Origin of the sequence: Rhodococcus koreensis (assembly GCF_900105905.1) — a bacterium.
Taxonomy (GTDB): domain Bacteria; phylum Actinomycetota; class Actinomycetes; order Mycobacteriales; family Mycobacteriaceae; genus Rhodococcus_F; species Rhodococcus_F koreensis.
The window spans coordinates 8,065,858-8,091,329 of sequence record NZ_FNSV01000005.1; the positions used below are offsets into that span (position 1 = coordinate 8,065,858).

A 25,472-nucleotide genomic window follows, 5' to 3' on the forward strand; every position below is an offset into this window, starting at 1 on the left:
ACGGTAGCCGCTCGCAGGTCGGGCCCCTGATCGTGGGTTACCGGCTGCGCACCCAGTCGAGCAGCCCGGGCACCGCGGCCTCGATCTGGAGGCGGACCCGTTCGAAGTCCTCGAGGTCCCCGTAGAACGGGTCGGGTACGGACGACGTGTCCGCGTCCGGGTCGAAACTGCGCAGCAACCGGCGGCGCTCGTCGGGCACGCCCATGTGGGCAAGCTCACGGTCGTGGTTGGCCGCGAGAGCGACCACCAGATCGGCGCCGAGGTGGAACGGGCCGACCTCCGCGGCCGTGTGGCCCGTCGGATAGCCGTTCAGCTTCAGGGTCTCGTTGGTGCGGATGTCGGCCTCACGGCCGACGTGCCAGCCGTGGGTCCCGGCGCTGCTCACCATCACCCGCTCGTCGAGGGCTTCCCGCCGGAGGTGCTCGGCGAAGATCTTCTCGGCCATGGGGGAGCGGCAGATGTTGCCGGTGCACACGAACGTCACGTGCAGCGGGGTGTCAGGCCGCGTCATCGAGCAACTTCCCGAGGTCGGCGACGGTCTGCGCCGTCGTGTGCGCGCGCTCGGCCTCGGTGGGGAACCCGTAACCCCACTCGACGAACACCGCGGGGATGCCCCAGTGCGCGGCGCCGAGGACGTCGTGGTCGCGGTCGCCGATCATCAGGACGTCGGCGGTGGCGCCCTCGGTGGCGGTGACTCCCAGGTTCCGCAGCGAATGCGCGATCACGTCGGACTTGGCGCGGCGACTGCCGTCGTCGCTGGCGCCACCGATGAACTCGAAGTAGTGCGCGAGTTCGAAGTGTTCGAGGATGCGGATCGCGAACCGCTCGGACTTCGACGTGGCGACGGCGAGCCTCCTGCCGCTGTCGTGGGCGGCGACGAGCACCTTCTCGATGCCGTCGAAGACGGCGTTCTCGGCCCACCCCACGCGGTCGTAGCGTTCGAAGTAGGCGGCGATCGCCTGCTGCACGAGGTCTTCGCCCAGTCCCATCGACCGGAACGTGTCGATCATCGGCGGGCCGATGACGGCGTCGATCATCTCGTCGGTCGGTTCCGGCTGACCGATCGTCGCGAGCGCATGGCGGAAGCCGGCGTGAATGCCGGGCGCGGAATCGGTGAGCGTGCCGTCGAGGTCGAACAGCACGATCGGTGCCGATAGGGCAGAAGAGGCAGACGGGGCGGTGGACGCGGAGGTGGAGAGAGATGTCACCGGACCATTGTCCCTTAGGCTCGACAATCGTGGACATTCGTGCCGGGAGCCGGGAGAGCCTGCGTCACCACGGAGACGTGGATGCGGGGCCCGGACTCCTCGATTTCGCAGTCAACGTGCAAGGTGACGGGCCACCGGACTGGCTGCGCCTCCGCCTCGCCGACGCGCTGGCGCACCTGGGCACCTACCCGACGGTCGCGGCCGATCTCGCGGCCCGGACCGCGGTGGCGTCCCGGCACGGCCGGACACCCGAGGAGGTGCTGCTGCTCGCCGGGGGGGCCGAGGGGTTCTCCCTGCTGCCGCGGCTCGGAGTCCGGGAGGCGGCGCTGATCCACCCGTCGTTCACCGAACCGGAGTGGGCGCTGCGGGAGGCGCAGGTGCCGGTCACACAGGTGCTGCTCGGCGACCCGTACGTCCTCGACTCGGCGACGGTCCCGGAATCGGCCGACCTGGTCGTGATCGGCAACCCGACCAACCCGACGTCGGTACTGCACCCCGCCGAGGCGATCCTGCGGTTGCGCCGACCGGGCCGGATCGTCGTCGTCGACGAGGCGTTCATGGACGCGGTCCCGGACGAGGGCGAGTCGCTGGCCGGTCGCGCACTGCCCGACGTGCTGGTGCTCCGCAGTCTCACCAAGACGTGGGCGCTGGCGGGACTGCGCTGCGGGTACGCGCTCGGGGCCCCCGAGATCCTCGAACGACTGCAGGTGGGACGGGCGCACTGGCCGGTGGGCAGTCTGCAGGTGGAGGCGATCGCCGCGTGCAGCGAACCGCAGGCCGTCGCCGCCGCCCGCGACCACGCCGTCGTGCTGGGCGAGTGGCGCGAAGACATGGTCCGGCGGCTGACCGGGATCGGCGTCGCCGTGCACCGGCCCGCCGCCGCGCCGTTCCTGCTGCTCCGCCTGCCGGACGGCGAACTGATGCGCAAGCACCTGCGCGAACGGGGCATTGCTGTACGCCGCTGCGACACGTTCCCCGGACTCGGACCGGACCTCCTCCGCGTCGCGGTGCGCCCCGCGGAGCAGACCGCCGTGCTCGTCGACGCGATGAAGGAGATCCTGTGAACCCGGTGCGTCTCGCCGACGTGATCGCGACCCTGGACGCGGCCTACCCGCCCGCCCTCGCCGAGTCGTGGGACTCCGTCGGCCTCGTGTGCGGCGACCCCGACGACACGGTGGCGACGGTGACGGTCGCGGTCGATCCGACCGCCGCGGTGGTCGACGAGGCGATCGCCGCCGGTGCCGACCTGCTCCTCGTCCACCACCCGCTGCTGCTCCGCGGAGTCGACACCGTTGGCGCCCACACCCCGAAGGGTGCGCTCGTCCACAAGCTGATCAAGGCCGGCTGCGCCCTGTTCACAGCGCACACCAACGCCGACTCCGCGGACCCCGGCGTCTCCGACGCCCTCGCGGCGGCGCTCGGGCTCACCGTCACCGGGCCGATCGAGCCGCAGCCCACCGAGAACCTCGACAAATGGGTGATCCTCGTCCCCGCCGATGACGCCGACACGGTCCGCCGCGCACTGTTCGACGCCGGCGCCGGACACATCGGCAACTACCGCGACTGCAGCTGGTCCGTCACCGGTCACGGTCAGTTCCTCCCGACCGACGGCGCGAATCCGGCACTCGGCGAGGTCGGCGCACTCGAACGGGTCGAGGAGAGCCGGGTGGAGGTGATCGCGCCGCGAGCCCTCCGGCCGAAGGTGCTCGCCGCCATGCGCGCCGCCCACCCGTACGAGGAGGTCGCGTTCGACGTGTTCGAGACGGCGACGTTCCCCGGCCCCCGCGGACTCGGACGCGTCGGCGAGCTACCCGAACCGCTGACGCTGCGCGACTTCACCGACCGGGTGGCGGACGCGCTGCCCGCAACCACGTGGGGTGTGCGGGCCGCGGGCGACCCCGAAGCCACGATCCGCACCGTCGCCGTGTGCGGTGGCTCGGGCGACTCGTTCCTCGACGACGTCGCACGTCTCGGCGTGGACGCCTACGTGACCGCCGATCTGCGACACCACCCGGCCGACGAGCACCTGCGCGCCGGAGGTCCGGCCCTGATCGACGTCGCGCACTGGGCGAGCGAGCAACCGTGGTGCGAACAGGCGAAGGGCGTGCTCGACACCGCGTTCGCGCACACATCGGGGTGGCAGGTGCAGGTGTCCGCGGTCCGCACCGATCCGTGGTCGATCAGCGCGCCGCCGTCGTAGCGCCGTCCGGCCGAAACCCGTGATGCGCCGGGGTACGGTTGACACCCAGCAATCTGCCGCAGAAGAACCCTTCACAGAAGACAGCAGGAGTTACCACGCGTGAACGTCGAACCACAGGTGCAGTCCAAGCTTCTCGACCTCGCCGGCGTCGATGCGGAGCTGTCGAGGATCGCCCACCGACGCACCGCGCTCCCGGAGCGTCAGGAAGTCGAGCGGCTCGAGGCGGAGCGCGTCACCCGTAAGGACGCGGCCGTGGCCGTGGAGATCATCCTCGACGACCTCGACCGCGACATCCGCAAACTCGAAGGCGAAGTCGACGCCGTCCGTCAGCGTGAGGACCGCGATCGCAAGCTCCTCGAGAGCGGAACGGTCGGATCGAAGCAGCTCACCGAACTCGAACACGAACTCGGCAGCCTCGTCCGCCGTCAGGGACTGCTCGAGGACGAACTGCTCGAGGTGATGGAACGGCGCGAGGCGTCGCAGTCCGACCACGACCACGCCGGTGCGCAGCTGTCGCAGATCGAGGAAGACCTCATCGACGCGTCCCGCCGCCGCGACGACGCCGTCGCCGACCTGGACGCCGCGGAGCAGCGCTGCACCCGGGACCGGGCGGCACTCGCCGACCAGTTCCCCGCCGACCTGATCACCGTCTACGAGAAGCAGCGCAGCCAGAACGGCGTCGGCGCGGCGCTGCTGCAGGCGCGGCGCTGCGGAGCGTGCCGCATCGAACTCGACCGCGGCGAGATCTCCCGCATCACCGGCACCGCACCCGACGTCGTGGTGCGCTGCTCCGAGTGCGGCGCGATCCTGGTGCGCACCAAGGAGTCGGGTCTGTGAGTGTCGGTCGCGTCGTCGTCGAGGCCGACGGTGGATCGCGCGGTAATCCCGGACCCGCGGGCTACGGCACCGTGGTGTTCGCCGCCGCCGACGGCGCCGTCCTCGCCGAACGCAAGGAAAGCCTCGGCACCGTCACGAACAACGTCGCCGAATACCGGGGGCTGATCGCCGGGCTCGAGGCCGCCGCCGAACTCGGCGCGTCCGGGGTGGACGTGCGGATGGACTCCAAACTGGTGGTCGAGCAGATGTCCGGGCGCTGGAAGGTCAAACACCCGGACATGATTCCGCTGCAGCGCCGGGCGTCGGAACTCGCCCGGCAGTTCGATTCCGTGACATACACGTGGATTCCGCGGGCCGAGAACGCGCACGCCGACCGCCTCGCCAACGAGGCCATGGACGGTGCCGCCGGTTACGGCGCCGAACCGGAACCCGCCGCCGCGGCGTCGGACAAGCCCACCCCGGCGGCGCCGGGCTGGATGGACACGACCGGCGCCCCGACCCGGATGCTGCTGCTCCGGCACGGGCAGACCGTCCTGTCCGTCGACCGGCGGTACTCGGGTCGCGGGAACCCGGCGCTCACCGAGATCGGGCTGGCCCAGGCGAACGGCGCGGCTTCGCGCTTCGCGGGCAACGACGGCATCGCGGCCGTGGTGTCGTCCCCGCTGGGGCGCGCGCAGCAGACCGCGGCGGCGGCGGCGAAGGTGCTCGGGCTCCCGGTCACCGTGCACGAGGGCCTCACCGAAACCGACTTCGGCGAGTGGGAGGGCCTCACGTTCAGAGAGGCCGCCGACCGCGACCCCGAACTGCACCGCAAATGGTTGTCGGACACGTCGGTGCGACCGCCGGCGGGGGAGAGCTTCGACGAGGTCCGGGAGCGGATAGTGAAGGTCCGAGACGACCTCACCGCCACCTACGGCGGCTCCACGATTCTCGTCGTCACGCATGTGACCCCGATCAAGACCCTGCTGCAACTGGCGCTCGACGCGGGACCGTCGCTGCTGTACCGGCTGCACCTGGATCTGGCGTCGCTGAGCATCGCCGAGTTCTACCCCGACGGCGGCTCGTCCGTCCGCCTGGTCAACGACACCTCCCACCTGTGAGTACTTATTAACCGCCGGCGGTTAATAAGTACTCACAGGCCCAGAGGGCAACAACGGCCGCGAGCAGGGTCAGCGGCGTGGTCACCAGCGCGAGAATCGTGAAGGTCCGCAGATCCGCGGGCGATCCGGCTCGCGCTGAGACCCGCCGCCACAGCATGATCGCCAGCGACCCCACGTAGGTGAGGTTGGGGCCGAGGTTCACCCCGAGCAGCATCGCCAGGACGAGGGCGGTCGGCGGGTGGGGTCCGAGCGCCGCCAGCAGGAGCAGTGTGGCGGGGAGGTTGTTCACCAGATTCGCGGCGACCGCCGCGACGACGGCCATCGTGAGCAGGGCCGCGAACGACGTGTCGGTCGGCAGCCGCGAGCCGATCCAGTCCCCGATCGGGCCGTTCGCGACGCCGGCGACGACGACGCCGAGGACCAGGACGAACGCGCAGAACCACACGTCGACCGAATACAGGATGCGGCCGAAGTCGGTGCGGCCGTCGCGCAGCGCGACGACGCCGAGCACGATCGCCCCCGCCGCCGCCACCCATGCCGGCGCGATTCCCACGAAGCCGGACACCGCGAAACCGACGAGCGTCGCGGCGATGATCGACAGTGCGACGGTCGGTGCGGCTGGATCGCGGGCCGGTTCCGGTTCGGCGTCGGGCCGAACCAGGTCGCGGCGGAAGAACATCCGGAACAGGATCAGTTCGACGACGATCGCCACCGCCCAGGGCAGCGCCATGACGGCGGTGAAATGGAGAAAGGTCAACCCCGTCGCGGAAAAGGCGATCAGGTTCGTCAGGTTGGAGACGGGCAGCAGCGTCGACGCCGTGTTCGACAGGTGAGCCGTGGCATACGAATGGGGGCGCGGATCCATCCGCAGCGAGCGGGCCGTCGCGATCACCGCCGGCGTCAGCAGCACCACCGTCGCGTCGAGACTCAGCACTGCCGTGGTGAGTGCCGCGGCCCCGAACACGAGCGTCAGCAACCGCTTCGGATCTCCGCGGGCCCCGCGCCGCAGCCGGGCCGCGATCCAGGTGAACACACCCATCGCGTCCGCGAGGTGCGCGAGGACGAGGATCGCCGCGAGGAACCCGACGGTCGGGGCCATCTCGGTCACTTCGTCCCGGGCCTGCGCCGGCGTCACCAGACCGGTGGCCAGGACGATGACGGCGGCCGGTGCGGCCGCGACGATCTCGGGTAACCGGCGAGGCCGGACGACCGCGAAGACGAGGACCGCGGCGACGAGCGCCACTGCCAGAACAGTCACCGGCGGGTCACTTCAGGAGCTTGAGGAGGGTGCGCAGGTTCCGCGTGGTGGTGAAGGCCTTGAGTTTGGGAGTGCCGGTGCTCTTGCCGAACTTGCTCTTCAGCGTCATGCCCCGTTCCACCTCCCAGTACAGGACACCGTCTCCGGCCTGCACGCGTTCGACCTCCGGGTCCAGGTCGTCCCGGATCCCCAGCAGGGTGTCCAGGACCTCGGGGTCGGGAGTCACCAGCACGTACGGGTGCCAGCCTTCTCGCTCGGGGTCGAACGGGTAGTCGTCGACGATCTTCCGGATCGTGTCGAGGTCGAGGACGAAAACCCAGGCTTCGTAGTGGAAGTCGGCGCGCAGCGCGGATTCGATCTCGCTCTTCAGCGCGGGGACGTCGTCGCGGTCGGAATCGAACAGCACGTTGCCCGACGCGAGGACGGTCTTCACGTTCTCGAATCCCAGCTCGGCGAAGGTGCTGCGAAGGTCGGCCATCTTGATGTTGATGCCGCCCACGTTGATACCGCGCAGGAGGGCGGCGTATCGGGTCATGCTCAGACCATAGTGCGGCGGCATGACACGTTCGCGCGAACTGTAGGCTGATCGGGCGGACGAGTTGGCCGGGCGACCGCGGCACGGGGAACCAGCACATCAGTGCGCAGGCCCCGAGTCGAGGAAAGTCCGGACTCCACAGAGCAGGGCGGTTGTTAACGGCAACCCGAGGTGACTCGCGGGACAGTGCCACAGAAAACAGACCGCCGACGCCACATCCTCCGGGGTGCGGTGTCGGTCAGGGTGAAACGGTGCGGTAAGAGCGCACCAGCACCCCGGGTGACCGGGGTGGCTAGGTAAACCCCGCCCGGAGCAAGGTTGAAGGCCGCATCGGATCCTCCGGGACCCGGTGCGGCTGCGCAGGTGTTCGAGGGCTGCTCGCCCGAGCCTGCGGGTGAACCGCTCGAGGTACCCGGCGACGGTGTGCCCAGATGGATGGTCGCCACCCGGAGCTTCGGCGCCGGGGACAGGATCCGGCTTACACGCCAACTCGTCCGCCTCAATCTTGCGTCTGCGGGATCCGCCGCGTGCGGCTGGAGACCAGGTCACGGCCCTGACTGGCGAGTAACAAACAGACCGGTTAGTGTTTTTCCCGCAGCGGCCCGACTGACCCGAATCGGGGTCGATGCCGGGGCCCGTCGTCCACGTCCGTGGGCGATGGGGCCCCTCGCCGACGGTGCCGGAACAGTAGATGTTACTCATAATAGCGGTAACATCTGCTCATGGACTTGCCTCACGACATCGCCGGTTCCGGCCCCACCCTGGTCCTCGTGCACGGGGTGGTGCATCGCAGGCAGGCCTGGAACGTCCTGCTCGACCAACTGACCCCCTATCGCCGGGTGGTCACCGTCGACCTTCCCGGGCACGGCGAATCGGCGGCACTCGAAGACGGCGCGGACACGATGGACCAACTGGTCGAGGAATTGAGCGGGTTCGTCCGCTCGGTGACGCCTGCCGGGGAACGGCCGCACGTTGCAGGAAATTCGCTCGGCGGCTGGCTCTCGCTCGCCCTCGCCGCTCGCGGCGAGGTCGCCTCGGCCACGGCACTCTCACCGGCAGGCTTCTTCGTCAATCACGCCGATCAGGCCCGCACCATCTACACGTTCCGCGCTCTGCGCGGAGTCACCCGGGCGCTGGGCCCGAACACTCCGAAGGCGTTGCGATACAAAGCCGTCCGCTATCCCACACTCGCCGCCTTCTTCGCGCGGCCCAGTCGGGTGCGCTACGAGGACGCCGTGATCGACGCGCAGTCGCTGGCCACGAACGCTCTGGTCGACAAGGGGTTGACGGCCTCGTTCGACCTCCCGCCGGTCGTCGACGCGACGGTACCGGTCACCGTGGCGTGGGGGCGGCGGGACCTGATCCTGCCCGTCTACCAAGCGCGACGGGTGCGCAGAGTGTTCCCGCAGGCGCGGATTCTGATCCTGCCCGGCATCGGGCACGTCCCGATGACCGACGACCCGGACCTGATCAGCACGATCCTGCTCGGCGGCAGCGCCGCGAGTTCCAGCGACTCCCCGAACTGACCGCGCTACCGCGCCTCGGTGACAAATCGGCGCTACCGCGCCTCGGTGACAAATCGGCGCTACCGCGCCTCGGTGACAAATCGGCGCTACCGCGCCTCGGCCACGACGACGGCGCCGAATCCGAAGAGAACGCTTCCGGTGATCCGGTCGAGAACTTTTCGCACCGACGGCTTCTCCAGCGTGGTGCGTGCGCGGGTCAGCAGGATGCTGTACGCGCCGAGCCAGACGATCCCGAGCAGCCCGTGCACCAGCACCAGCAGGGCCAGGCTCGGGGCGGTCGGCCAGCCGGGCGGGACGAGCTGGGGGAGCAGGCCGGTGTAGAACACCGCGATCTTGGGGTTCAGGAGGTTGGTCAGGAATCCGGCGCGCCAACTCGACCCCGAAGACGGCGCCGGCGCCGGCGCGGACGGGGCGGCGTGGGGGCGCGTCCGGCTGCGCCAGAGGGTGGAGACCCCCAGATACACCAGGTACATCCCGCCGACGATCTTCACGACGGTGTACGCCTCCGCGGAGGCGGCGAGCACGGCACCGAGCCCGACGACGGTCAGCGCGCCCCACACCATCAATCCGGCGACCACGCCGAACGTGGCCCGCAGCGCGGCGCTGCGCCCGCCGGACAGTCCGGCGCGGGTCACCACCGCCATGTCCGGACCGGGAATCACGGTCAGAAGCCCGAGGACCGCGAACGCTGTCACCACCACACCGATCATCAGCCCAGTATGTGGGGTGTGGTCAGCGCAGTGAAATCCACACCTGCGACTTGCCGAGCACGGTGTGCCCGTCGAACGTGACTGTCAGGTCGATCCTCGCGGTGCCCGCGGATTCGTCGACCTCCGCGGCCTTCGCGACGACCTCGACCACCGCGCCCCGGTCCGGGCCGACGATCACCGGCTTGGTGAAGCGCGCGCGGTACCCGGTGACCAGTGCCGGATCGCCGAGCCAGTCGACGACGCACTGCGTCGCCAGTCCCAGTGTGAGCATGCCGTGGGCCAGCACACCGGGCAGGCCCACTGCGTCCGCGATGTCGTCCCGGTAGTGAATGGAGTTGAAGTCACCGGAGGCTCCGGCGTAGCGGACCAGGGATTCCCGGGTCACGTGATACCGGGCCTTGGCGACGGTGTCGCCGAGCAGGATTCGTCGCGGGGAGGTCATTCCTCCCCCCTGACGAACAGTGTCGACGTCATCGTGCTCACGTGATCGCCTGTGGCGTCACGGATCTCGATGTCGGCGACGAGCAGGGTGTGCGGGCCGCGCGAGGTCACGTGCGTCACGGTGAGCACGGCGGAGAGTTCGTCGCCCGCGACGACGGGGCGGTGGGACGTGGCGTGCTCGGTGCTGTGCACCATATTGACCGGCTCGATCCCCGACGTCGGATCGGCGACCAGTTGCGCGAGTGCGCGTTCCTGCACGATGACGGGAAACGTGGGCGGGGCAACGAGATCGGCGTGACCGGCGGCGCGGGCACTGTCGACGTCGAACGACGTCGGGTTGGTGGCGAAGACGGCGCGGGCGAATTCCCTGATCTTCTCGCGGCCCACGAGGTAGGGCTCGGTCGGTGGGTAGACACGACCCTCGATCTCCGGATTCACTCCCATCACGTCAGCCTAGAGACGTGAGGTCCGGTGGGCAGGGCGAAGCGTCACGAATGTGTTGCGGGCGTGCGTGCCCTGATGCAACGAAACCCCCGCCGGATGCGTCCGGCGAGGGTTTCGGGGTATCGACTGATCGACAACCGTCAGACGGGATCGACCATCAGCAGTTGGGCCCAGTAGGTGGCGCCTTCGGCACCGAGGTAGGGAAGTAGATGATCAAAAATGATCGTCGACATGCTCGCTCCATTCTCTGTTCGGGCACTGCGCACGGGAAGAACGAGCCATCGGCACCGCACTGACCGGCGCCGGAGACCGTATCACCGGACAGGACTCCGAGGGTAACAGTCTGAGCGTGATCCACAACCCCACACGTCCCACCGGTGCCACACTGAGGACATGACTGACGAAGATCACCTCTGGTACTACAACGTCGAGGACGGCACCGTCACGCAGGGGAAGGCGGCGTCGTCGATGACGCGGATGGGCCCGTATCCCGACCGCGCGTCGGCGGAGAAGGCGCTGCAGATCGCTGCGGAGCGGAACAAGGCGGCGGACCGGGCCGACGAGGAGTGGAACAACTAGCGTTACGGAAAGGGTGTGCGCGAGGTGCCGATGAGTCGTTTCGTTGCGCGCGGAATCGATTTCGGCACCGTGCGCACCGAATTCCACCTGCCGGACGGGTATCCGCCCGCCGCGGTCGCGCAGGCGCGGACGGCGTCCGACCGGTTCGCGTCCGGACGGCAGGACCGCACCGATCTGGCGTTCGTCACCATCGATCCGCCCGATTCGATGGATCTCGATCAGGCGTTGCACCTCGAGCGGACAGCCGACGGGTTCGTCCTGCACTACGCGATCGCGGACGTCGGCGCCGTCGTGGAGCCCGGTGGGGTGCTCGACGTGGAGACCCGCAAACGCGGGCAGACGTTCTACCTCCCCGACGGCAAGGTGCCGCTGCATCCCCAGGAACTCTCGGAGGGATCGGCGAGCCTTCTGCCGGGTGAGGACCGCCCGGCGGTGGTGTGGCGGATCGAACTCGACGAGTCGGCCGAGCCGCTGTCGTGCACCGTGTCCCGTGCCACTGTGCGGTCCGTGGCCCGACTCGAATACTCCGGTGTGCAGGCCGATGCGGAGGCGGGGCGACTGCATCCGTCCATTGCGTCGCTGCCCGAGTTCGGCCGGCTCCGCACGGCGGCGGCGGTGGCGCGCGGAGCCATCGAACTCCGGCTCCCCGAGCAGGAGGTGGTGCCGGACGGCGACAGCTGGCGCGTCGACCTCGCGCCCCGCACCGAGGCCGACGACTGGAACGCCGAGGTCTCACTGCTGACCGGAATGTGTGCGGCCGCCATGATGCTCGACGCGAAGATCGGATTGCTCCGCACTCTGCCGCCTGCCGGGCCGGACGCGGTCGGGGCGCTGCGGCGCACAGCGGCGGCACTCGGGGTCGACTGGCCCGAGAGCGTCGGTGTCGGTGAACTCCTGGCGCGGTTGGACCCGAATTCGGCGTCGACGCTGGTGCTGATGACCGAGGCGCCGTCACTGCTGCGGGGCGCCGACTACGCGGCGTTCGACGGCACCCTGCCGGAACTGACGGCGCACGCCGCCATCGGCGCCCCCTACGCGCACGTGACCGCGCCGCTGCGCCGGCTCTCGGACCGGTACTCCACGGAGGTGTGCCTGGCCGTGTCCGCCGGAACGCCGGTGCCGTCCTGGGCGCGGGACGCCCTCGGATCGATGCCCGAGATCATGGGCGGCTCGGATTCCCTCGCGAGCAAGATCGACCGGGCCTGCATCGACCTCACCGAGGCGACCGTGCTCGCCGACCGGGTGGGGGAGACGTTCGACGCGACCGTGCTGCGGTCACGGAACGGCAAACGCACCGCGGACGTGTTCGTCCCGTCGGTGTCCGTGATGGCCAAATGTGTCGGCGACCCCGCCGAGGGCGAGCAGGTGAAGATCAGACTCGTCTCCGCCGACGTCGCGAAGCGGACCGTCGAATTCGGTTATCCCGCATAGCGGGTCAGGTGCGGAACCGGTCCGTCGCCTCGACCAGGTGGTGGACGATGCCTGGTTCCATCGCGGAGTGCCCAGCGTCGTCGACGATCTCGAGCCGGGAACCCGGCCACGCCCGGTGCAGCGCCCACGCGCTGGCCGCCGGGCAGACCACGTCGTAGCGGCCCTGCACGATCACGCCCGGAATGCCATCCAGCGCGACGGCGTCCCGCAGCAGCTGGCCCTCGTCCAGGAATCCGCGATGGTGGAAGTAGTGGTTCTCGATGCGGGCGAAGGCCAGCGCGAACCTCGGCTGGGACGTCTCCACCACCCGTTCCGGTTTGGGGAGCAGCGAACTCGTCGCGCCCTCCCACGTGGACCACGCGACCGCGGCCCTCGTCGCGACGTCGGCGTCGTCGGAGTGCAGGAGCCGGTGATAGGCCTCGACGAGATCCCCGCCCCGCTCCGGCTCCGGCACCGGCGCCAGGAACTCGTCCCACAGTTCGGGGAACAGGTGTCCGGCACCGCCGTTGTAGTACCAGTCGATCTCGCTGCGGCGGAGCAGGAAGATGCCGCGCAGCACCAGTTCGGTGACCCGGTGGGGGTGCTGCTGGGCATAGGCGAGTGCCAGCGTGGAGCCCCACGACCCGCCGAAGACCTGCCACCGGTCGATGCCGAGATGCTCACGCAGCAGTTCGATGTCGCCGAGGAGGCGGCCGGTGGTGTTGACCGACAGATCGGCCCCGTCGGCGACGTGGGGTGTGGAACGCCCGCACCCGCGCTGGTCGAGCAGCACGATCCGGTACACCCGCGGGTCGAAGAACTGGCGTTGCGCGGGGTCGGTGCCGCCGCCGGGCCCGCCGTGGAGGAACACGACCGGCTTCCCGTCGGGGTTTCCGCTCTGCTCCCAGTACATCTGCTGGCCGTCGCCGACGTCGAGGTGCCCGAACTGATACGGCTCGAGCGGCGGGTACAGGGTGCGCAACTGGCTCACGTCGGCCTCAGAACCCGATCAGGCCGGACGCCAGATCGGGGATCTCCAGCGCGGTGATCGCCTGCTGCCGGATGTCGGGGCAGGCCGCCGTCGTGATGACGTCGATCCGGGCCCGGTCCTGCAGGAAGTCGAGCGCATTGAGGTTGTTCTTCGCGATCCACGTGCCGACCAGGCCGTTCAATCCGGTCTTCCCGATCGTCGGGGTGTAGGTGCGCCAGCTCTGCAACTGACCCTCGAGGTCGGTGCACAGCTGGGCGGCCTGCGCCTCGGTGACGCCACCCGGCACCAGGGCGGTGCCGGGAACCGCGGTGGTGGCCGGCGGCGGGGGCGCGGTGGTGCCGGGTGCGGGGGCGGGGCCCTGTCCGGCGCACCCTGTGACCAGCGCCGCGGCCGCCACCGTCCCGGCCGCGGCTGCGGCCAGGCGGTGACGACGTCCGAAGCCGTGCACGCGTCGCTGTCCCATGAACATCCCCCTCGAGTGTGTGCCGGCCCGGTGAGTCGAGGACGACCTAGAAGCTGTGCTCTTCCGCCGGAAACGTTCCGGTGCGCACTTCGGCCGCGTAGGCGACGGCCGCGTTGCGCAACTCGTCACCGACGTTACCGAAGCGCTTGACGAACTTCGCCGTCTTGCCACTGGTGTAGCCGGCCATGTCCTGCCACACGAGGACCTGGGCGTCGCATTCGGCGCCCGCTCCGATGCCCACGGTGGGGATGGTGAGCTTGCGGGTGACCTGGCCTGCGATCTCGGCGGGCACCATCTCCATGACGACGGAGAACGCGCCGGCCTCCTGCACGGCGATCGCGTCGGCGACCAACTGCTCGGAGGCGTCGCCGCGGCCCTGCACGCGGAATCCGCCGAGCGAGTTGACGCTCTGCGGGGTGAACCCGACGTGGGCCATGACGGGGATGCCCGCGGCGGTGATCGCGGCGATCTGCGGAGCGACGCGCTCGCCGCCCTCGAGCTTGACCGCGTGGGCCAGCCCCTCCTTCATGAACCGGGTCGCGGACGCGAGGGCCTGCTCCGGCGAGCTTTCGTAGCTGCCGAACGGCAGGTCCGCGACCACGAGGGCGTGCGGCGCTCCGCGGACGACGCCGCGAACGAGGGGCAGGAGTTCGTCGATCGTGACCGGGACGGTGGTCTCGTATCCGTAGACGACGTTGGCGGCCGAGTCGCCGACGAGGAGGACCGGGATTCCGGCCTCTTCGAAGATGCGGGCGCTGGAGTAGTCGTAGGCGGTGAGCATCGACCAGCGTTCGCCCTCGGCCTTCATGGCCTGCAGGTGGTGGATCCGGGTCTTGCGCTTGGGAACGTCGTGCGATGGTGCTGATCCGTAGAGCCGATCTTCTGACGTGCTCGCGGACGACTTGCTATCGGACATCGTTGTCCCTTTCTGGCCTCGAGGCCCTTGACGGGTCCCCGGGTGCGGGTGATGACGCCTACAGTCTGCCACCGGCCGGCGGGGGAGCGAAGGGGTCGCGCGGGTGCAATGGGTCACACCTGCGGTCCGGTCTCTGACCTGCGGGAAGGCCCTTCGCCGCGGAACCCCTGGCACGATCGTCCTATGTCGAAGAGTGCTCGGGTACCGGCCGCGTTCGCGGGGTGCATCGCCGTCGTCCTTGTCGTCGCAGGCTGCGCGGGGGGCGGACAGGGCACCGGTGAGGCCGTCGCCGAACCGTCGGCGGCCGAGGCCGCTCCGGCCGGACCGATCCCCGCCGGGCTCGAGGAGTTCTACACGCAGCAGGTGCAGTGGGGCTCGTGCGACGGGTTCAGCACGGACGGGTCCCCGCTCGGGGACACGCTCGAGTGCGCCGAGGTGACGGTGCCCAACGACTACGCGAATCCCGGCGGGGCCACCGCGCAGATCGCCGTCTCCCGCTCGAAGGCGACCGGCGACAAGATCGGATCGCTGCTCGTGAACCCGGGCGGCCCCGGGGCGTCGGGTATCGGGCTGGCATCCGTGGCCGACGGCACCGCCATCGCCGAGCGGTTCGACGTCATCGGTTTCGATCCGCGCGGCGTCGGCGCGTCCACACCGCAGGTGACCTGCATGACCCCGGCGGAAGTGGACGCGAGGCGCAAGGACGACGACGTCGACATGAGCCCTGCCGGAATCGCACGAACCGAGGCCGAGAACCGCGACTACGCGGACAAGTGCGCGCAGCGGACCGGTGTCGACGTCCTCGCCCATGTCGGCACGAACGACGTGGTGCGCGACATGGACGTCATCCGGGCGGTGCTCGGCGACGAGAAGCTGAACTACCTCGGCTATTCGTACGGAACCCGGCTCGGCTCCACGTACGCGGAGACGTTCCCCGGCAACGTGCGCGCGATGGTCCTCGACGGCGCCCTCGACCCGGAGCAGGACCCGACGCAGGAGGTGATCCTGCAGGCCGCCGGATTCCAGTCCGCGTTCGACGCGTTCGCCGCGGAGTGCATGCAGCAGAAGGACTGTCCGCTCGGCACCGACCCGGCGCAGGCGAATGCGAGGTTCCGGGCGCTCGTCGACCCGCTGATCGGCAAGCCCGCCGCGACCACCGACCCGCGCGGACTCAGCTACACCGACGCGATCACCGGCGTCCAGCAGGCGCTGTATTCGCCGAACCTCTGGGGCCCGCTCCGCGGCGGGCTGGAGAGCCTGCAGTCGGGGACGGGTGATTCGCTGCTGATGCTGGCGGACCTGTACGAGGGGCGCGCCGACGACGGCACGTATTCCAACCTCAACGACGCATTCAATTCCATCCGCTGCATGGACGATCCGCCCGTCACCGACCGCGCGGTTGTCGGGGAGGCGGACGTGCGGTACCGCCAGGCGGCGCCGTTCCTCGACGACGGTCGCGGCACCGGCAACGCTCCACTGGACGTGTGCGCGTTCTGGCCTGCGCCGAACACGGGCGCGCCGCACACCGTGTCCGCGCCGGGGATCCCGCCGGTCGTCGTCGTGTCGACGACCGAGGATCCGGCGACGCCGTACCAGGCGGGTGTGGATCTGGCGAAGCAGATGAACGGCTCGCTCGTCTCGTACCGGGGCACCCAGCACACCGTCGTCCTCGACGGCGAGGCGTGCGTCGACGACGCCGTCACGGACTATCTCGTCGACCTCGCAGCGCCGCCCGCCGAACTGATGTGCTGACCGGTGCCTGTGACGGGATCGCCCGAGGTGCCCGCACGCTGGCCCGATGCGGAATCCGGAACAGCCGAATCAACGAAGTAACACAGATTTAACGAACTTTGCTTACTCTCGCGGACATGGATCGCCAAAAGGAATTCGTGCTTCGCACCCTCGAAGAGCGCGACATTCGGTTCGTCCGATTGTGGTTCACGGACGTTCTCGGATACCTGAAATCGGTGGCGATCGCCCCCGCGGAACTGGAAGGTGCCTTCGAGGAAGGCATCGGCTTCGACGGATCCGCGATCGAGGGCTTCTCCCGGGTGTCCGAGGCGGACACGGTCGCGAAGCCGGACGCCTCCACCTTCCAGGTGCTGCCGTGGAGTTCGAGCAAGGGGCATCAGCATTCCGCCCGCATGTTCTGCGACATCGCCATGCCGGACGGTTCGCCGTCCTGGGCGGATTCGCGGCACGTGCTGCGCCGCCAGCTGAACAAGGCCAGCGATCTGGGCTTCAGCTGCTACGTGCACCCCGAGATCGAGTTCTTCCTCCTCGAGAACGGGCCGATCGACGGCACCCCGCCGAAGCCCGCCGACTCCGGCGGCTACTTCGACCAGGCCGTGCACGACTCCGCGCCCAACTTCCGCCGCCACGCCATCGACGCGCTCGAGTCGATGGGCATCTCCGTCGAGTTCAGCCACCACGAGGCGGCTCCCGGCCAGCAGGAGATCGACCTGCGGTACGCGGACGCCCTGTCGATGGCCGACAACGTGATGACGTTCCGGTACGTCGTCAAGGAGGTCGCGATCGCCGAGGGCGTGCGCGCCACCTTCATGCCCAAGCCGTTCAGCGATCAGGCCGGCTCGGCGATGCACACCCACATGAGCCTGTTCGAGGGCGACACCAACGCCTTCCACAACCCGGACGACCCGATGCAGCTGTCGGAGACCGGTAAGGCGTTCATCGCCGGCATCCTCGAGCACGCCAACGAGATCAGCGCCGTCACCAACCAGTGGGTGAACTCCTACAAGCGCCTGATCCACGGCGGCGAGGCCCCGACCGCGGCGTCCTGGGGTCCGTCCAACCGGTCGGCGCTGGTCCGCGTCCCGATGTACACGCCGAACAAGGCGTCGTCGCGTCGTGTCGAGATCCGCAGCCCAGATTCGGCCTGCAACCCGTACCTGACGTTCGCGGTACTCCTCGCCGCGGGTCTGCGCGGAATCGAGAAGGGCTACGAACTGCCCCCCGAGGCCGAGGACGACGTGTGGGCGCTGACGTCGGCCGAGCGCCGCGCCATGGGCTACCGGGAGCTGCCCGGCAACCTCGACGGCGCACTGCGCGAGATGGAGAAGTCGGAGCTGGTGGCCGAAGCCCTCGGCGAGCACGTGTTCGACTTCTTCCTGCGCAACAAGCGGCGTGAGTGGGAGGAGTACCGGAGCCACGTGACGCCGTTCGAACTCAAGACGTATCTGGGGTTGTGAGCAAGAGCATGGTGAAGCCTCCGGCAGCGCGTTCTGCCGTTCCCGGTCCGGGTCGTCTGGGTCTCGTCGAGCCGACCGCTCCGTCCGAACTCCGCGAGCTGGGCTGGGTCGGTGAGGACAGCATCGAACTGCTGTGGTCGCTGTCGCGGGCCGCGAACGCCGACCTCGCCCTCCGCACCCTGGTGCGCCTGAGGGACGGGCTCGGTGAGAGCTGGGCCGAACTCGATACGGCACTGCGTACCGACAAGGGCCTGCGCGGCCGATTGTTCGGGTTGTTCGGTGCGTCCAGCGCGTTCGGTGACCACTTGGTCGCGGATCCCGCGTCCTGGAAGATCCTCGCCGGCGACGTCCGCCTGCCGTCGAAGGACGAGGCGACCGCCACGATGATGGCCGCGGTCGGCGCCGAACCCGAGGAGGGCGCCCACCCGGACGCCCGCCTGTACCGGGCGAAGGTCACCGGACCCGATGCCATCGCGGCACTGCGCAAGACGTACCGCGACGAACTGATGCTGCTCGCCGCCGTCGACCTCGCGGCGACCGTCGAGAACGAACCGGTACTGCCGTACCAGACCGTCGGGCATCAGCTGTCCGATCTGGCCGATGCGGCGCTCGACGCCGCCCTCGCGGTGGCCGTCGCAGCCGTGTGCCCGGACGCCCCGTGCCCCGTGCGGCTGGCCGTCATCGCCATGGGCAAGTGCGGTGCCCGCGAACTCAATTACGTCAGCGACGTCGACGTGGTCTTCGTCGCCGAACCCGCCGACTCGATCGCCAGCCGCATCGCGGGCGAGATGATGCGCATCGGGTCCTCGGCGTTCTTCGACGTGGACGCGGCGCTGCGGCCGGAGGGCAAGCGCGGGGAACTCGTCCGCACCCTCGAATCCCACGTCGCGTACTACAAGCGCTGGGCCAAGACCTGGGAGTTCCAGGCCCTGCTCAAGGCCCGCCCGATGATCGGTGACGTCGCGCTCGGGCAGCAGTATTTCGACGCCCTCAACCCGATGGTGTGGACCGCGTCGGAGCGCGAGGACTTCGTTCCCGAGGTGCAGGCGATGCGCCGCCGGGTGGAGGAGATGGTTCCCCCGGAACTGCGCGAGCGGGAACTGAAACTGGGTCGCGGCAGCCTGCGCGACGTCGAGTTCGCGGTCCAGCTCCTGCAGCTCGTACACGGGCGCGCCGACGAGGCGTTGCACGTCCAGAGCACCATCGACGCGCTCACCGCACTCGCCGCCCGCGGCTATGTGGGCCGCGACGACGCCGCGAACCTGGCGGCGTCCTACGAGTTCCTGCGGTTGCTCGAGCACCGGCTGCAGTTGCAGAAGCTGCGCCGCACGCACACCCTGCCGCCCGCCGAGGACGAGGAAGCGCTGCGCTGGCTGGCCCGGGCCGCGCACATGCGACCCGACGGCAGCAAGGACGCGCTCGGCGTCCTCAACGCGGAGATCAAACGCAACGCGCACCGGGTGCGGCGCCTGCACGCCAAACTGTTCTACCGGCCGCTGCTCGAATCGGTGGCGCGCATCGACAAGGAAGCGCTGCGGCTGAGCCCGGACGCGGCCATCCGCCAGCTGGCGGCGCTGGGTTACACGGCCCCGGAGAACGCGCTCGGCCACCTCACCGCACTTACCAGCGGTGCGTCCCGCAAGGGCCGCATCCAGGCGCTGCTGCTGCCGACTCTGCTCGAATCGCTCGCCGACACACCGGATCCCGATGCGGGCCTGCTCGCGTACCGGCGGCTGTCGGACGCGATGACCGATCAGACCTGGTTCCTCCGGTTGCTGCGCGACGAGGCCTCGGTTGCCGAGCGGCTGATGACGGTGCTGGGATCCTCGGCCTACGTTCCCGACCTGCTGATCAAAGCACCGGACGTGGTGCGGCTGTTCGCCGATTCACCGGCCGGCCCACGGCTGCTGGAGTCGAAGCCGGAGGACGTCGCCCGCGGCATCCTGACGGCGTCGGCACGACACGACGATCCGGCCCGCGCGATCGCGGCGGCGCGCTCCCTGCGCCGCTACGAACTGGCCCGCATCGCCTCCGCGGACATCCTCGGCATGCTCGACGTGCCGGGCGTGTGCCAGGCGTTGTCGTCCGTGTGGGCGGCCGTGCTCAACGCCGCCCTCGCCGCCGTCATCAAGGCGAGCGAGAAGGAGCTCGGCACGCCCGCTCCCGCGACGTTCACCGTGATCGGTATGGGCCGGCTCGGCGGCGGTGAACTCGGCTACGGTTCGGACGCGGACGTCCTGTTCGTGTGCGAGCCGCGCGAGGGGATCGACGAGACCGTCGCCGTCAAGTGGGCCAACAGCATCGGCGACAAGGTGCGGACCCTGCTCGGCGCGCCGAGCACCGATCCGCCGCTCGAGGTGGACACGGGCCTGCGGCCGGAGGGGCGCAGCGGCCCGATGGTGCGCACGCTGGCGTCCTACGAGGCCTACTACGCGCAGTGGGCACAGGCGTGGGAGATCCAGGCGCTGCTGCGCGCCCATCACGTGGCCGGCGACGCCGACCTGGGTCTGCGCTTCCTGCACATGATCGACAAGACCCGCTACCCCGAGGGCGGGGTGTCGGAGCAGGCGGTCCGCGAGATCCGGCGCATCAAGGCGCGCGTCGACTCCGAGCGGCTGCCGCGCGGCGCCGACCCCGCGACCCACACCAAGCTCGGGCGCGGCGGGCTCGCCGACATCGAGTGGACCGTGCAGCTGATCCAGCTGCGGCACGCCCACGAGATCGAGTCGCTGCACAACACGTCGACCCTCGAGACACTCGACGCGATCGGTGCCGCCGAGTTGCTCAGCGAGTCTGACGTCGAACTGCTGCGCGACGCGTGGATCACGGCGACGAAGGCACGCAACTGCCTCGTCCTCGTCCGCGGCAAGGCCACCGATCAGCTGCCCGGGTCGGGACGCGTCCTGTCCGCGGTCGCGCAGATCGCCGGCTGGGGCGGCGGCGACGCCGGCGAGTTCCTCGACAACTACCTGCGGGTGACCCGGCGGGCCAAGGCCGTGGTGGAGAGAGTCTTCGGGGAGTGATCGCCACCTGGGGGGTGCGAGCACTGATCGCCCTCGGGTGGCTCGCGGTGCTCGTCGGCGTGTTCGGTGTGGTGCTGCGATTCCTCGACGTCCAGAATCAGCGTCTGCTCGTGCTGGCGTCCGCGGCGCCCTACCTGATGGCGGCCGCCGCGGTCGGGGTTCTGCTGCTGGGAATCACCCGGCACTGGATCGGGTTCGGGGTCGCGCTGACCGTGGCCGCGGTGGCCACCCTGTCGCAGGGCCCGCTGTACGTGGCGAATTCGGCGCCGGCGTCCGGGCCGGAACTGACCGTGATGCAGGCCAACATCTGGCTCGGCAACGCGGACGCCGACTCCCTCGTCCGGCAGATCCGGGACCGCGACGTCGACGTGCTCACCGTCGACGAACTCACGCCGGAGGCCGTCGACCGGCTGGGGACCGCGGGCCTCGAATCGACCCTGCCGTACTCGTTCCTCATGCCCGGCGGCGGCGGTGAGGGAACCGGGATCTGGAGCCGGTACCCACTGACCGACAAGGTCCACCACTCGGAGTTCGTGCTGTCCGCGCTGTCGGCCAGGGTGGAACTCCCGGACGGCGCGAGCACGGCACTGTACGCGTTCCACCCGGTCCCGCCGTGGCCGTCGGATCCGTCGCTGTGGTCACGCGAAATGGACCGCATCAAAGCCATTCTCGACGCCGTCCCCGCCGACTCGGGACCCGTGATCGTCAGTGGCGACTTCAACTCCACCCGCGACCACGTGAAGTACCGCAACCTGGTGACCGGACGCTACCGTGATGCCGCCGACCAGGTCGGTGCCGGAATTCAGAACACGTATCCCGCCGACCGGCAGCCGTTTCCGCCGATGATCGCGATCGATCACATCGTCACGAGCGGGGCGCAGGCGCAGTCCGTGGAATCGGTGGTGCTGACGGGCTCGGATCACCGGGGCCTCGTCGCCAGGATCACCCTCGGCGGCTGACCGTCACGGGAGCGTGACGAATCCCTTCTGCACCAGCCAGTCCCGGGCCACGTCGGCCGGTTCCTCGCCCTCCACGTCGACCCGCCGGTTCAGTTCGGTGATCTCCTCGTTGGTCAGGGCCGCAGAGATCGGGGCCATCACCTCCGCCACCTGCGGGTGCTCCTCGGCGAAATCCTTGCGCATCGTGATCGCCGGGTTGTACTTCGGGAAGAACTGGCGATCGTCTTCCAGCAGCACCAGATCGAGCGCGATGATGCGGCCGTCCGTCGTGAACACCTCACCGAACTTGCACTGGGTTCCGTCCGCGGTGGCCTGATAGATGATGCCGGTCTGCAGGATCTGGCGGTTCGCGCGAGCCGGATCGAAGCCGTACTTGGCGGCCATGCCCGGGAATCCGTCCTGGCGGACGTTGAACTCGGTCTCCACGCACGTCGTCGCCGCGGCGGGGTCGCGGTTGACCAGGTCCGCGTACTCCGACAGCGTGGTGATCCCGGTCTCCTCGGCGGTCTGCCTGCTCATCGCGAGCGCGTACGTGTTGTTCATCGGGGCGGGATCCACCCACACCATGCCGTTGCGTTCGAGGTCCTCGTCGCGGACGGCCTCGAACTGCGCGGTCGGGTCGGGAATCGGAATCTCGTTGCCGAGGTAGTTGATCCACCCGGTGCCGGTGTACTCGTAGGTGACGTCGATCTGACCGTCCAGCTGGGCGTCCCGCGTGCTGTTGGACCCCTGGATGTTGGTGAGGTCGCGCACGTCGGCGCCTGCGGCGCTGAGCGCGAATTCGATGATGTACCCGAGGGTGACCTGCTCGGTGAAGTCCTTGGACCCGACGGTGATCGGGACGCCCTCGAGTTCGGGCACGGGCTGGATGCTGCCCGGCTCCACCGACAGCGGCAGGGCGCCTCCGGATTCGAGACCGCAGGACACTGCGAGGACCCCGCAGAACGTCACGGCCGTCGCGGCGATCGCCTTCCGCAGGAGGTTCATCAGCGCAGCCCCTTCGGGCCGAGGAACTCCTCGGCCAGGGCGCCGCACCAGTCGACGAGCAGCGCCAGCGCGACCGCGAGCACGGCTCCCACGACCAGAGTCACGTTGTCGCGCAGCTTGTATCCGGTGTCGATGAGGATTCCGAGACCGCCGGCGCTGACGAGGAAACTGAGCGTCGCGGTGCCCACCGCGAGGACCAGCGACGTGCGCAGTCCGGCGAGGATGTACGGGACGGCGAGCGGGAACTCGACCTTGCGCAGCACGAGACCGGCCGTCATGCCCTGTCCCCGCCCGGCGTCGATGACCGCGGGATTGACCTCCTGCAGACCGAGGATCGTGTTCCGCAGCACGGGCAGGAGGGAGTAGAACGCGATGGGGAGCACCCCGATCCAGAATCCGGTGGTCCCCGTCGCGAGGAACAGCAGCACGAGCAGTCCGATGGCAGGCGCGGCCTGCCCGATGTTGGCGATGCCGATGAAGACCGGTGCCAGCTTGGTGAACCCGGGCCGGGTGAGCAGGATCCCGAGCGGGACGGCGACGATGACGACGATCACCACCACGACCACGGTGATCAGCACGTGCTGCCACGTCAGGGTCGCGATGTTCGCGGCGTTGAGACTGCCCTTCTGCGTGGCGGTCAGGTCTCGGCTGAACGCCCAGCCGAGGACACCCACCACCAGGAACAGGACGAGGATCGGCTGGACCAGCAGGCGGGCCCGCTCCGAACGCCGGGCGGCCGGAGCGGTGGGCTTCGTGGTGACGGCGGCCGTCATGACGGTGTCCCGCGCTCACTCGCCCCGTCCTGCTGCGGCTCGGCGTCCTCGTCGTCGTGCGCGTGTTCTTCACGCATCGCGGACAGGTGTGCCACCAGCGTGTCGATCGTGATCAGGCCGCGGTACTCGCCATGCAGGCCGGTGACGATCGTCGACGCGCTGCTCTCCGCCAGCAGTGCCTCGAGGGCGTCCTGCAGTGTCGACTGGGTGGACATCACCTCGTCGATCGGGTCGCCGAGGTCGTGCAGCGAGGTGGCGGTGGCCAGATGGTGCAGCGACACCCAGCGGATCGGCCGGTCCCGCGCGTCCAGGACGATGCCCCACTTGATCTTGCGGGGGGAGATCGCCGCCCGCAGATCGTCCACCGAGCCGTCCTCGTACGCGGTCGGGCAATCGAGGAGTTCGACCTCCGCCACCCGGGTGAGCGTCAGCTGCTTCAGCGATGCGTCGGCGCCGATGAACCCGGCGACCATGTCGTTGGCGGGATGCGCGAGGATGGCCTCCGGCGTGTCGTACTGCATGATGTGCGACTGGTTGCCCAGCACCGCGATGCGATCGCCCAGCTTGACCGCCTCGTTGAAATCGTGCGTCACGAACACGATCGTCTTGCCGAGATCGGACTGCAGTCTCATCAACTCGTCCTGCAGTAGTGCGCGGGTGATCGGGTCGACCGCGCCGAACGGCTCGTCCATCAGCAGCACCGGGGGATCGGCGGCCAGTGCCCGCGCCACCCCCACCCGCTGCTGCTGACCGCCCGACAACTGGCGGGGGTAGCGCTCGCGGTAGAGGCCGGGTTCCAGTCCGACGAGGTCGAGCATCTCGTCGGTGCGGTCGGCGATCTTCTTCTTGTCCCAGCCGATCAGCCCGGGGACGGTGCCGACGTTCTTGGCGATGGTCAGGTGCGGGAACAGCCCGGCCTGCTGAATCGAGTAGCCGATGCCGCGCCGCAGCTTGTCGGGGTCGATGGACAGGGCGTCCTTGCCGCCGATCGTGATCTTCCCCGACGTCGGTTCGATGAGCCGGTTGATCATCCGCATCGTGGTGGTCTTCCCGCAGCCGGACGGGCCGACGAGGACCACGATCTCCCCGGCCGGGATGCGCATCGACACGTTGTCGACCGCCGCCTTCTCCTGGCCGGGATAGCTCTTGACGACGTCTTCGAGGACGATGTCCACGCCCGAGACCGTGCTGCCGTTGGTGTGAGGTGTATCGAGATCAGTCACGGATCCCCCTGGAGGTGGTGAGTCGGCCGACGACGGCGAGGACGCCGTCGAGTACGAGGGCGAGGATCACGATGAGCACGGTCCCCGTGAGGGCCTGCGGTATCGCTGTCGGGCTGCCGACGCGGGACAGTCCCGAGAAGATCAGGTTGCCGAGCCCGGGGCCCTTGGCGTAGGCGGCGATCGCGAGGATGCCCATCAGCATCTGCGTGCTCACCCGCATGCCCGTCAGGATCGACGGCCACGCGAGGGGGAGTTCGATCCTGCTCAGCACGGTCGTGCGGCTCATCCCCACACCGCGGGCGGCGTCGGTGACGGCGGGGTCGACGGACGCGAGTCCGAGGATGGTGTTCCGGATGATCGGCAGCAGCGCGTACAACACCAGGGCGGTCACGGTGGGGGCCACACCGAGCCCGAGGATCGGGATGAGCAGGCCGAGCAGGGCGAACGACGGGATGGTGAGGATCGTGCCGGCCAGGGCGGTCGCGATCGCGGAGCCGGCGGGGCTCCGGTACACCAGGATCCCGATCGCCACCGCGACGATCGTGGCGATGACCACCGACTGCACGACGGCACTGACGTGCAGGAGCGAGTCTGTGAGGAGTTGCTGTTTCCTGGCGGAGACGAAGTCCCACAGTTGCTGCATGTCCAACCGCGCACACCTTTCTCCAGATGTGAAAACA

25 protein-coding genes and 1 other RNA gene are annotated in these 25,472 nt (G+C 69.4%); 12 read left to right on the forward strand and 14 right to left on the reverse strand.

Features of this window, described 5'->3' with window-relative positions:
- Positions 1–37: 37 nt before the first annotated feature.
- Positions 38–511 carry a low molecular weight protein-tyrosine-phosphatase gene (locus BLV94_RS41340; protein ID WP_072945539.1) on the reverse strand — a complete coding sequence of 158 codons (474 nt, stop codon included), beginning with the start codon at positions 509–511 and terminating at the stop codon, positions 38–40.
- Positions 498–1,208 carry an HAD hydrolase-like protein gene (locus BLV94_RS41345; protein ID WP_072945537.1) on the reverse strand — a complete coding sequence of 237 codons (711 nt, stop codon included), beginning with the start codon at positions 1,206–1,208 and terminating at the stop codon, positions 498–500. Before BLV94_RS41345 ends, BLV94_RS41340 begins: the two co-directional genes overlap by 14 nt.
- Between BLV94_RS41345 and cobC the strand changes: the two genes are divergently transcribed.
- From cobC to BLV94_RS41365, 4 genes are all read left to right on the forward strand, one after another.
- Positions 1,202–2,272 (forward strand): Rv2231c family histidinol phosphate aminotransferase CobC, encoded by a 1,071-nt coding sequence (gene cobC / locus BLV94_RS41350; protein WP_072945534.1) that lies wholly within the window; start codon positions 1,202–1,204, stop codon positions 2,270–2,272. The two genes, BLV94_RS41345 and cobC, sit on opposite strands and share 7 nt — an antisense overlap.
- Entirely contained in the window at positions 2,269–3,408 is a 1,140-nt protein-coding gene (locus tag BLV94_RS41355; protein WP_072945532.1) for a Nif3-like dinuclear metal center hexameric protein, read from the forward strand. The genes cobC and BLV94_RS41355 overlap by 4 nt, the downstream gene beginning before the upstream one ends.
- A gap of 99 nt (positions 3,409–3,507) precedes the next feature.
- The gene (locus tag BLV94_RS41360) at positions 3,508–4,245 is read left to right on the forward strand and encodes a zinc ribbon domain-containing protein (protein WP_072945530.1); all 738 of its coding nucleotides are present in this window, start codon (positions 3,508–3,510) and stop codon (positions 4,243–4,245) included.
- The gene (locus tag BLV94_RS41365; RefSeq protein ID WP_072945527.1) at positions 4,242–5,345 is read left to right on the forward strand and encodes a bifunctional RNase H/acid phosphatase; all 1,104 of its coding nucleotides are present in this window, start codon (positions 4,242–4,244) and stop codon (positions 5,343–5,345) included. The genes BLV94_RS41360 and BLV94_RS41365 overlap by 4 nt, the downstream gene beginning before the upstream one ends.
- Before the next feature lie 7 nt (positions 5,346–5,352).
- Here the strand turns inward: BLV94_RS41365 and BLV94_RS41370 are convergent, their stop codons facing one another.
- On the reverse strand, positions 5,353–6,603 hold the full coding sequence (locus BLV94_RS41370) for an SLC13 family permease (protein WP_072945525.1): 1,251 nt from the start codon (positions 6,601–6,603) through the stop codon (positions 5,353–5,355).
- Positions 6,604–6,610: 7 nt separating this feature from the next.
- Positions 6,611–7,162 (reverse strand): DUF1697 domain-containing protein, encoded by a 552-nt coding sequence (locus BLV94_RS41375; protein ID WP_072945573.1) that lies wholly within the window; start codon positions 7,160–7,162, stop codon positions 6,611–6,613.
- Between the two features lie 36 nt (positions 7,163–7,198).
- Here BLV94_RS41375 and rnpB point away from each other — a divergent pair.
- An RNA gene (gene rnpB, locus BLV94_RS41380) (RNase P RNA component class A) lies at positions 7,199–7,635 on the forward strand.
- A gap of 225 nt (positions 7,636–7,860) precedes the next feature.
- A complete protein-coding gene (locus BLV94_RS41385) occupies positions 7,861–8,664 on the forward strand; it encodes an alpha/beta fold hydrolase (RefSeq protein ID WP_072945522.1) in 804 nt (267 codons plus the stop codon).
- A gap of 86 nt (positions 8,665–8,750) precedes the next feature.
- Here BLV94_RS41385 and BLV94_RS41390 read toward each other — a convergent pair whose 3' ends face one another.
- Genes BLV94_RS41390 through BLV94_RS41400 form a run of 3 tightly spaced genes read right to left on the reverse strand, consistent with a single transcriptional unit; the run spans position 8,751 to position 10,259 of the window.
- Positions 8,751–9,374 carry a LysE family translocator gene (locus tag BLV94_RS41390; RefSeq protein ID WP_072945520.1) on the reverse strand — a complete coding sequence of 208 codons (624 nt, stop codon included), beginning with the start codon at positions 9,372–9,374 and terminating at the stop codon, positions 8,751–8,753.
- A gap of 22 nt (positions 9,375–9,396) precedes the next feature.
- Positions 9,397–9,816 carry a MaoC/PaaZ C-terminal domain-containing protein gene (locus BLV94_RS41395; RefSeq protein WP_072945518.1) on the reverse strand — a complete coding sequence of 140 codons (420 nt, stop codon included), beginning with the start codon at positions 9,814–9,816 and terminating at the stop codon, positions 9,397–9,399.
- Positions 9,813–10,259, reverse strand: a complete 447-nt coding sequence (locus tag BLV94_RS41400; protein WP_072945516.1) for an FAS1-like dehydratase domain-containing protein — start codon at positions 10,257–10,259, stop codon at positions 9,813–9,815. The genes BLV94_RS41395 and BLV94_RS41400 overlap by 4 nt, the downstream gene beginning before the upstream one ends.
- Positions 10,260–10,652: 393 nt before the next feature.
- Between BLV94_RS41400 and BLV94_RS41405 the strand changes: the two genes are divergently transcribed.
- Together BLV94_RS41405 and BLV94_RS41410 are read left to right on the forward strand one after the other, a co-directional pair.
- Positions 10,653–10,838 (forward strand): hypothetical protein, encoded by a 186-nt coding sequence (locus BLV94_RS41405; protein WP_072945514.1) that lies wholly within the window; start codon positions 10,653–10,655, stop codon positions 10,836–10,838.
- A gap of 30 nt (positions 10,839–10,868) precedes the next feature.
- On the forward strand, positions 10,869–12,269 hold the full coding sequence (locus BLV94_RS41410; RefSeq protein ID WP_072945568.1) for an RNB domain-containing ribonuclease: 1,401 nt from the start codon (positions 10,869–10,871) through the stop codon (positions 12,267–12,269).
- A gap of 4 nt (positions 12,270–12,273) precedes the next feature.
- On the opposite strand, the gene pip is transcribed toward BLV94_RS41410, so the two are convergent.
- The 3 genes from pip to panB are packed head-to-tail and all read right to left on the reverse strand — an operon-like array spanning position 12,274 to position 14,618.
- Entirely contained in the window at positions 12,274–13,239 is a 966-nt protein-coding gene (pip, locus tag BLV94_RS41415; protein WP_072945512.1) for a prolyl aminopeptidase, read from the reverse strand.
- 7 nt (positions 13,240–13,246) lie between these two features.
- Positions 13,247–13,708 (reverse strand): hypothetical protein, encoded by a 462-nt coding sequence (locus tag BLV94_RS41420; protein ID WP_072945510.1) that lies wholly within the window; start codon positions 13,706–13,708, stop codon positions 13,247–13,249.
- A gap of 40 nt (positions 13,709–13,748) precedes the next feature.
- Positions 13,749–14,618, reverse strand: a complete 870-nt coding sequence (gene panB, locus BLV94_RS41425; RefSeq protein WP_072945509.1) for a 3-methyl-2-oxobutanoate hydroxymethyltransferase — start codon at positions 14,616–14,618, stop codon at positions 13,749–13,751.
- A gap of 183 nt (positions 14,619–14,801) precedes the next feature.
- On the opposite strand from panB, the gene BLV94_RS41430 reads away from it, so the two are divergent.
- The 4 genes from BLV94_RS41430 to BLV94_RS41445 all read left to right on the forward strand — a co-directional run bounded on the left by BLV94_RS41430 (position 14,802) and on the right by BLV94_RS41445 (position 21,809).
- Complete coding sequence (locus BLV94_RS41430) at positions 14,802–16,370, forward strand: alpha/beta hydrolase (protein ID WP_072945507.1); 1,569 nt, start codon at positions 14,802–14,804, stop codon at positions 16,368–16,370.
- A 116-nt stretch (positions 16,371–16,486) separates the two neighbouring features.
- A complete protein-coding gene (gene glnA, locus BLV94_RS41435; RefSeq protein WP_005247775.1) occupies positions 16,487–17,827 on the forward strand; it encodes a type I glutamate--ammonia ligase in 1,341 nt (446 codons plus the stop codon).
- Positions 17,828–17,835: 8 nt separating this feature from the next.
- Positions 17,836–20,850 carry a bifunctional [glutamine synthetase] adenylyltransferase/[glutamine synthetase]-adenylyl-L-tyrosine phosphorylase gene (locus tag BLV94_RS41440; RefSeq protein WP_072945566.1) on the forward strand — a complete coding sequence of 1,005 codons (3,015 nt, stop codon included), beginning with the start codon at positions 17,836–17,838 and terminating at the stop codon, positions 20,848–20,850.
- Positions 20,847–21,809, forward strand: coding sequence for an endonuclease/exonuclease/phosphatase family protein (locus BLV94_RS41445; protein WP_072945505.1), 963 nt, complete (start codon positions 20,847–20,849; stop codon positions 21,807–21,809). Before BLV94_RS41440 ends, BLV94_RS41445 begins: the two co-directional genes overlap by 4 nt.
- Positions 21,810–21,812: 3 nt before the next feature.
- Here the strand turns inward: BLV94_RS41445 and BLV94_RS41450 are convergent, their stop codons facing one another.
- From BLV94_RS41450 to BLV94_RS41465, 4 genes are read right to left on the reverse strand one after another with little or no spacing between them, the layout of a single operon-like run.
- On the reverse strand, positions 21,813–22,796 hold the full coding sequence (locus BLV94_RS41450; protein WP_072945503.1) for a glycine betaine ABC transporter substrate-binding protein: 984 nt from the start codon (positions 22,794–22,796) through the stop codon (positions 21,813–21,815).
- The gene (locus tag BLV94_RS41455) at positions 22,796–23,569 is read right to left on the reverse strand and encodes an ABC transporter permease (protein ID WP_072945501.1); all 774 of its coding nucleotides are present in this window, start codon (positions 23,567–23,569) and stop codon (positions 22,796–22,798) included. Before BLV94_RS41455 ends, BLV94_RS41450 begins: the two co-directional genes overlap by 1 nt.
- On the reverse strand, positions 23,566–24,792 hold the full coding sequence (locus tag BLV94_RS41460; RefSeq protein WP_072945499.1) for an ABC transporter ATP-binding protein: 1,227 nt from the start codon (positions 24,790–24,792) through the stop codon (positions 23,566–23,568). Before BLV94_RS41460 ends, BLV94_RS41455 begins: the two co-directional genes overlap by 4 nt.
- The gene (locus BLV94_RS41465; protein WP_072945497.1) at positions 24,785–25,435 is read right to left on the reverse strand and encodes an ABC transporter permease; all 651 of its coding nucleotides are present in this window, start codon (positions 25,433–25,435) and stop codon (positions 24,785–24,787) included. Before BLV94_RS41465 ends, BLV94_RS41460 begins: the two co-directional genes overlap by 8 nt.
- Between the last annotated feature and the right edge of the window lie 37 nt (positions 25,436–25,472).

Coding starts and splice junctions, on each gene's coding strand:
- BLV94_RS41395 (WP_072945518.1), bottom strand. CDS start 9,816: ATGACCTCCCCGCGACGAATCCTGCTCGGCGACACCGTCGCCAAGGCC.
- BLV94_RS41385 (WP_072945522.1), top strand. CDS start 7,861: ATGGACTTGCCTCACGACATCGCCGGTTCCGGCCCCACCCTGGTCCTC.
- BLV94_RS41390 (WP_072945520.1), bottom strand. CDS start 9,374: ATGATCGGTGTGGTGGTGACAGCGTTCGCGGTCCTCGGGCTTCTGACC.
- BLV94_RS41400 (WP_072945516.1), bottom strand. CDS start 10,259: ATGGGAGTGAATCCGGAGATCGAGGGTCGTGTCTACCCACCGACCGAG.
- BLV94_RS41455 (WP_072945501.1), bottom strand. CDS start 23,569: ATGACGGCCGCCGTCACCACGAAGCCCACCGCTCCGGCCGCCCGGCGT.
- glnA (WP_005247775.1), top strand. CDS start 16,487: ATGGATCGCCAAAAGGAATTCGTGCTTCGCACCCTCGAAGAGCGCGAC.
- BLV94_RS41410 (WP_072945568.1), top strand. CDS start 10,869: ATGAGTCGTTTCGTTGCGCGCGGAATCGATTTCGGCACCGTGCGCACC.
- cobC (WP_072945534.1), top strand. CDS start 1,202: ATGTCACCGGACCATTGTCCCTTAGGCTCGACAATCGTGGACATTCGT.
- BLV94_RS41440 (WP_072945566.1), top strand. CDS start 17,836: ATGGTGAAGCCTCCGGCAGCGCGTTCTGCCGTTCCCGGTCCGGGTCGT.
- BLV94_RS41375 (WP_072945573.1), bottom strand. CDS start 7,162: ATGCCGCCGCACTATGGTCTGAGCATGACCCGATACGCCGCCCTCCTG.
- BLV94_RS41420 (WP_072945510.1), bottom strand. CDS start 13,708: ATGTTCATGGGACAGCGACGCGTGCACGGCTTCGGACGTCGTCACCGC.
- BLV94_RS41465 (WP_072945497.1), bottom strand. CDS start 25,435: ATGCAGCAACTGTGGGACTTCGTCTCCGCCAGGAAACAGCAACTCCTC.
- panB (WP_072945509.1), bottom strand. CDS start 14,618: ATGTCCGATAGCAAGTCGTCCGCGAGCACGTCAGAAGATCGGCTCTAC.
- BLV94_RS41430 (WP_072945507.1), top strand. CDS start 14,802: ATGTCGAAGAGTGCTCGGGTACCGGCCGCGTTCGCGGGGTGCATCGCC.
- BLV94_RS41450 (WP_072945503.1), bottom strand. CDS start 22,796: ATGAACCTCCTGCGGAAGGCGATCGCCGCGACGGCCGTGACGTTCTGC.
- BLV94_RS41340 (WP_072945539.1), bottom strand. CDS start 511: ATGACGCGGCCTGACACCCCGCTGCACGTGACGTTCGTGTGCACCGGC.
- BLV94_RS41405 (WP_072945514.1), top strand. CDS start 10,653: ATGACTGACGAAGATCACCTCTGGTACTACAACGTCGAGGACGGCACC.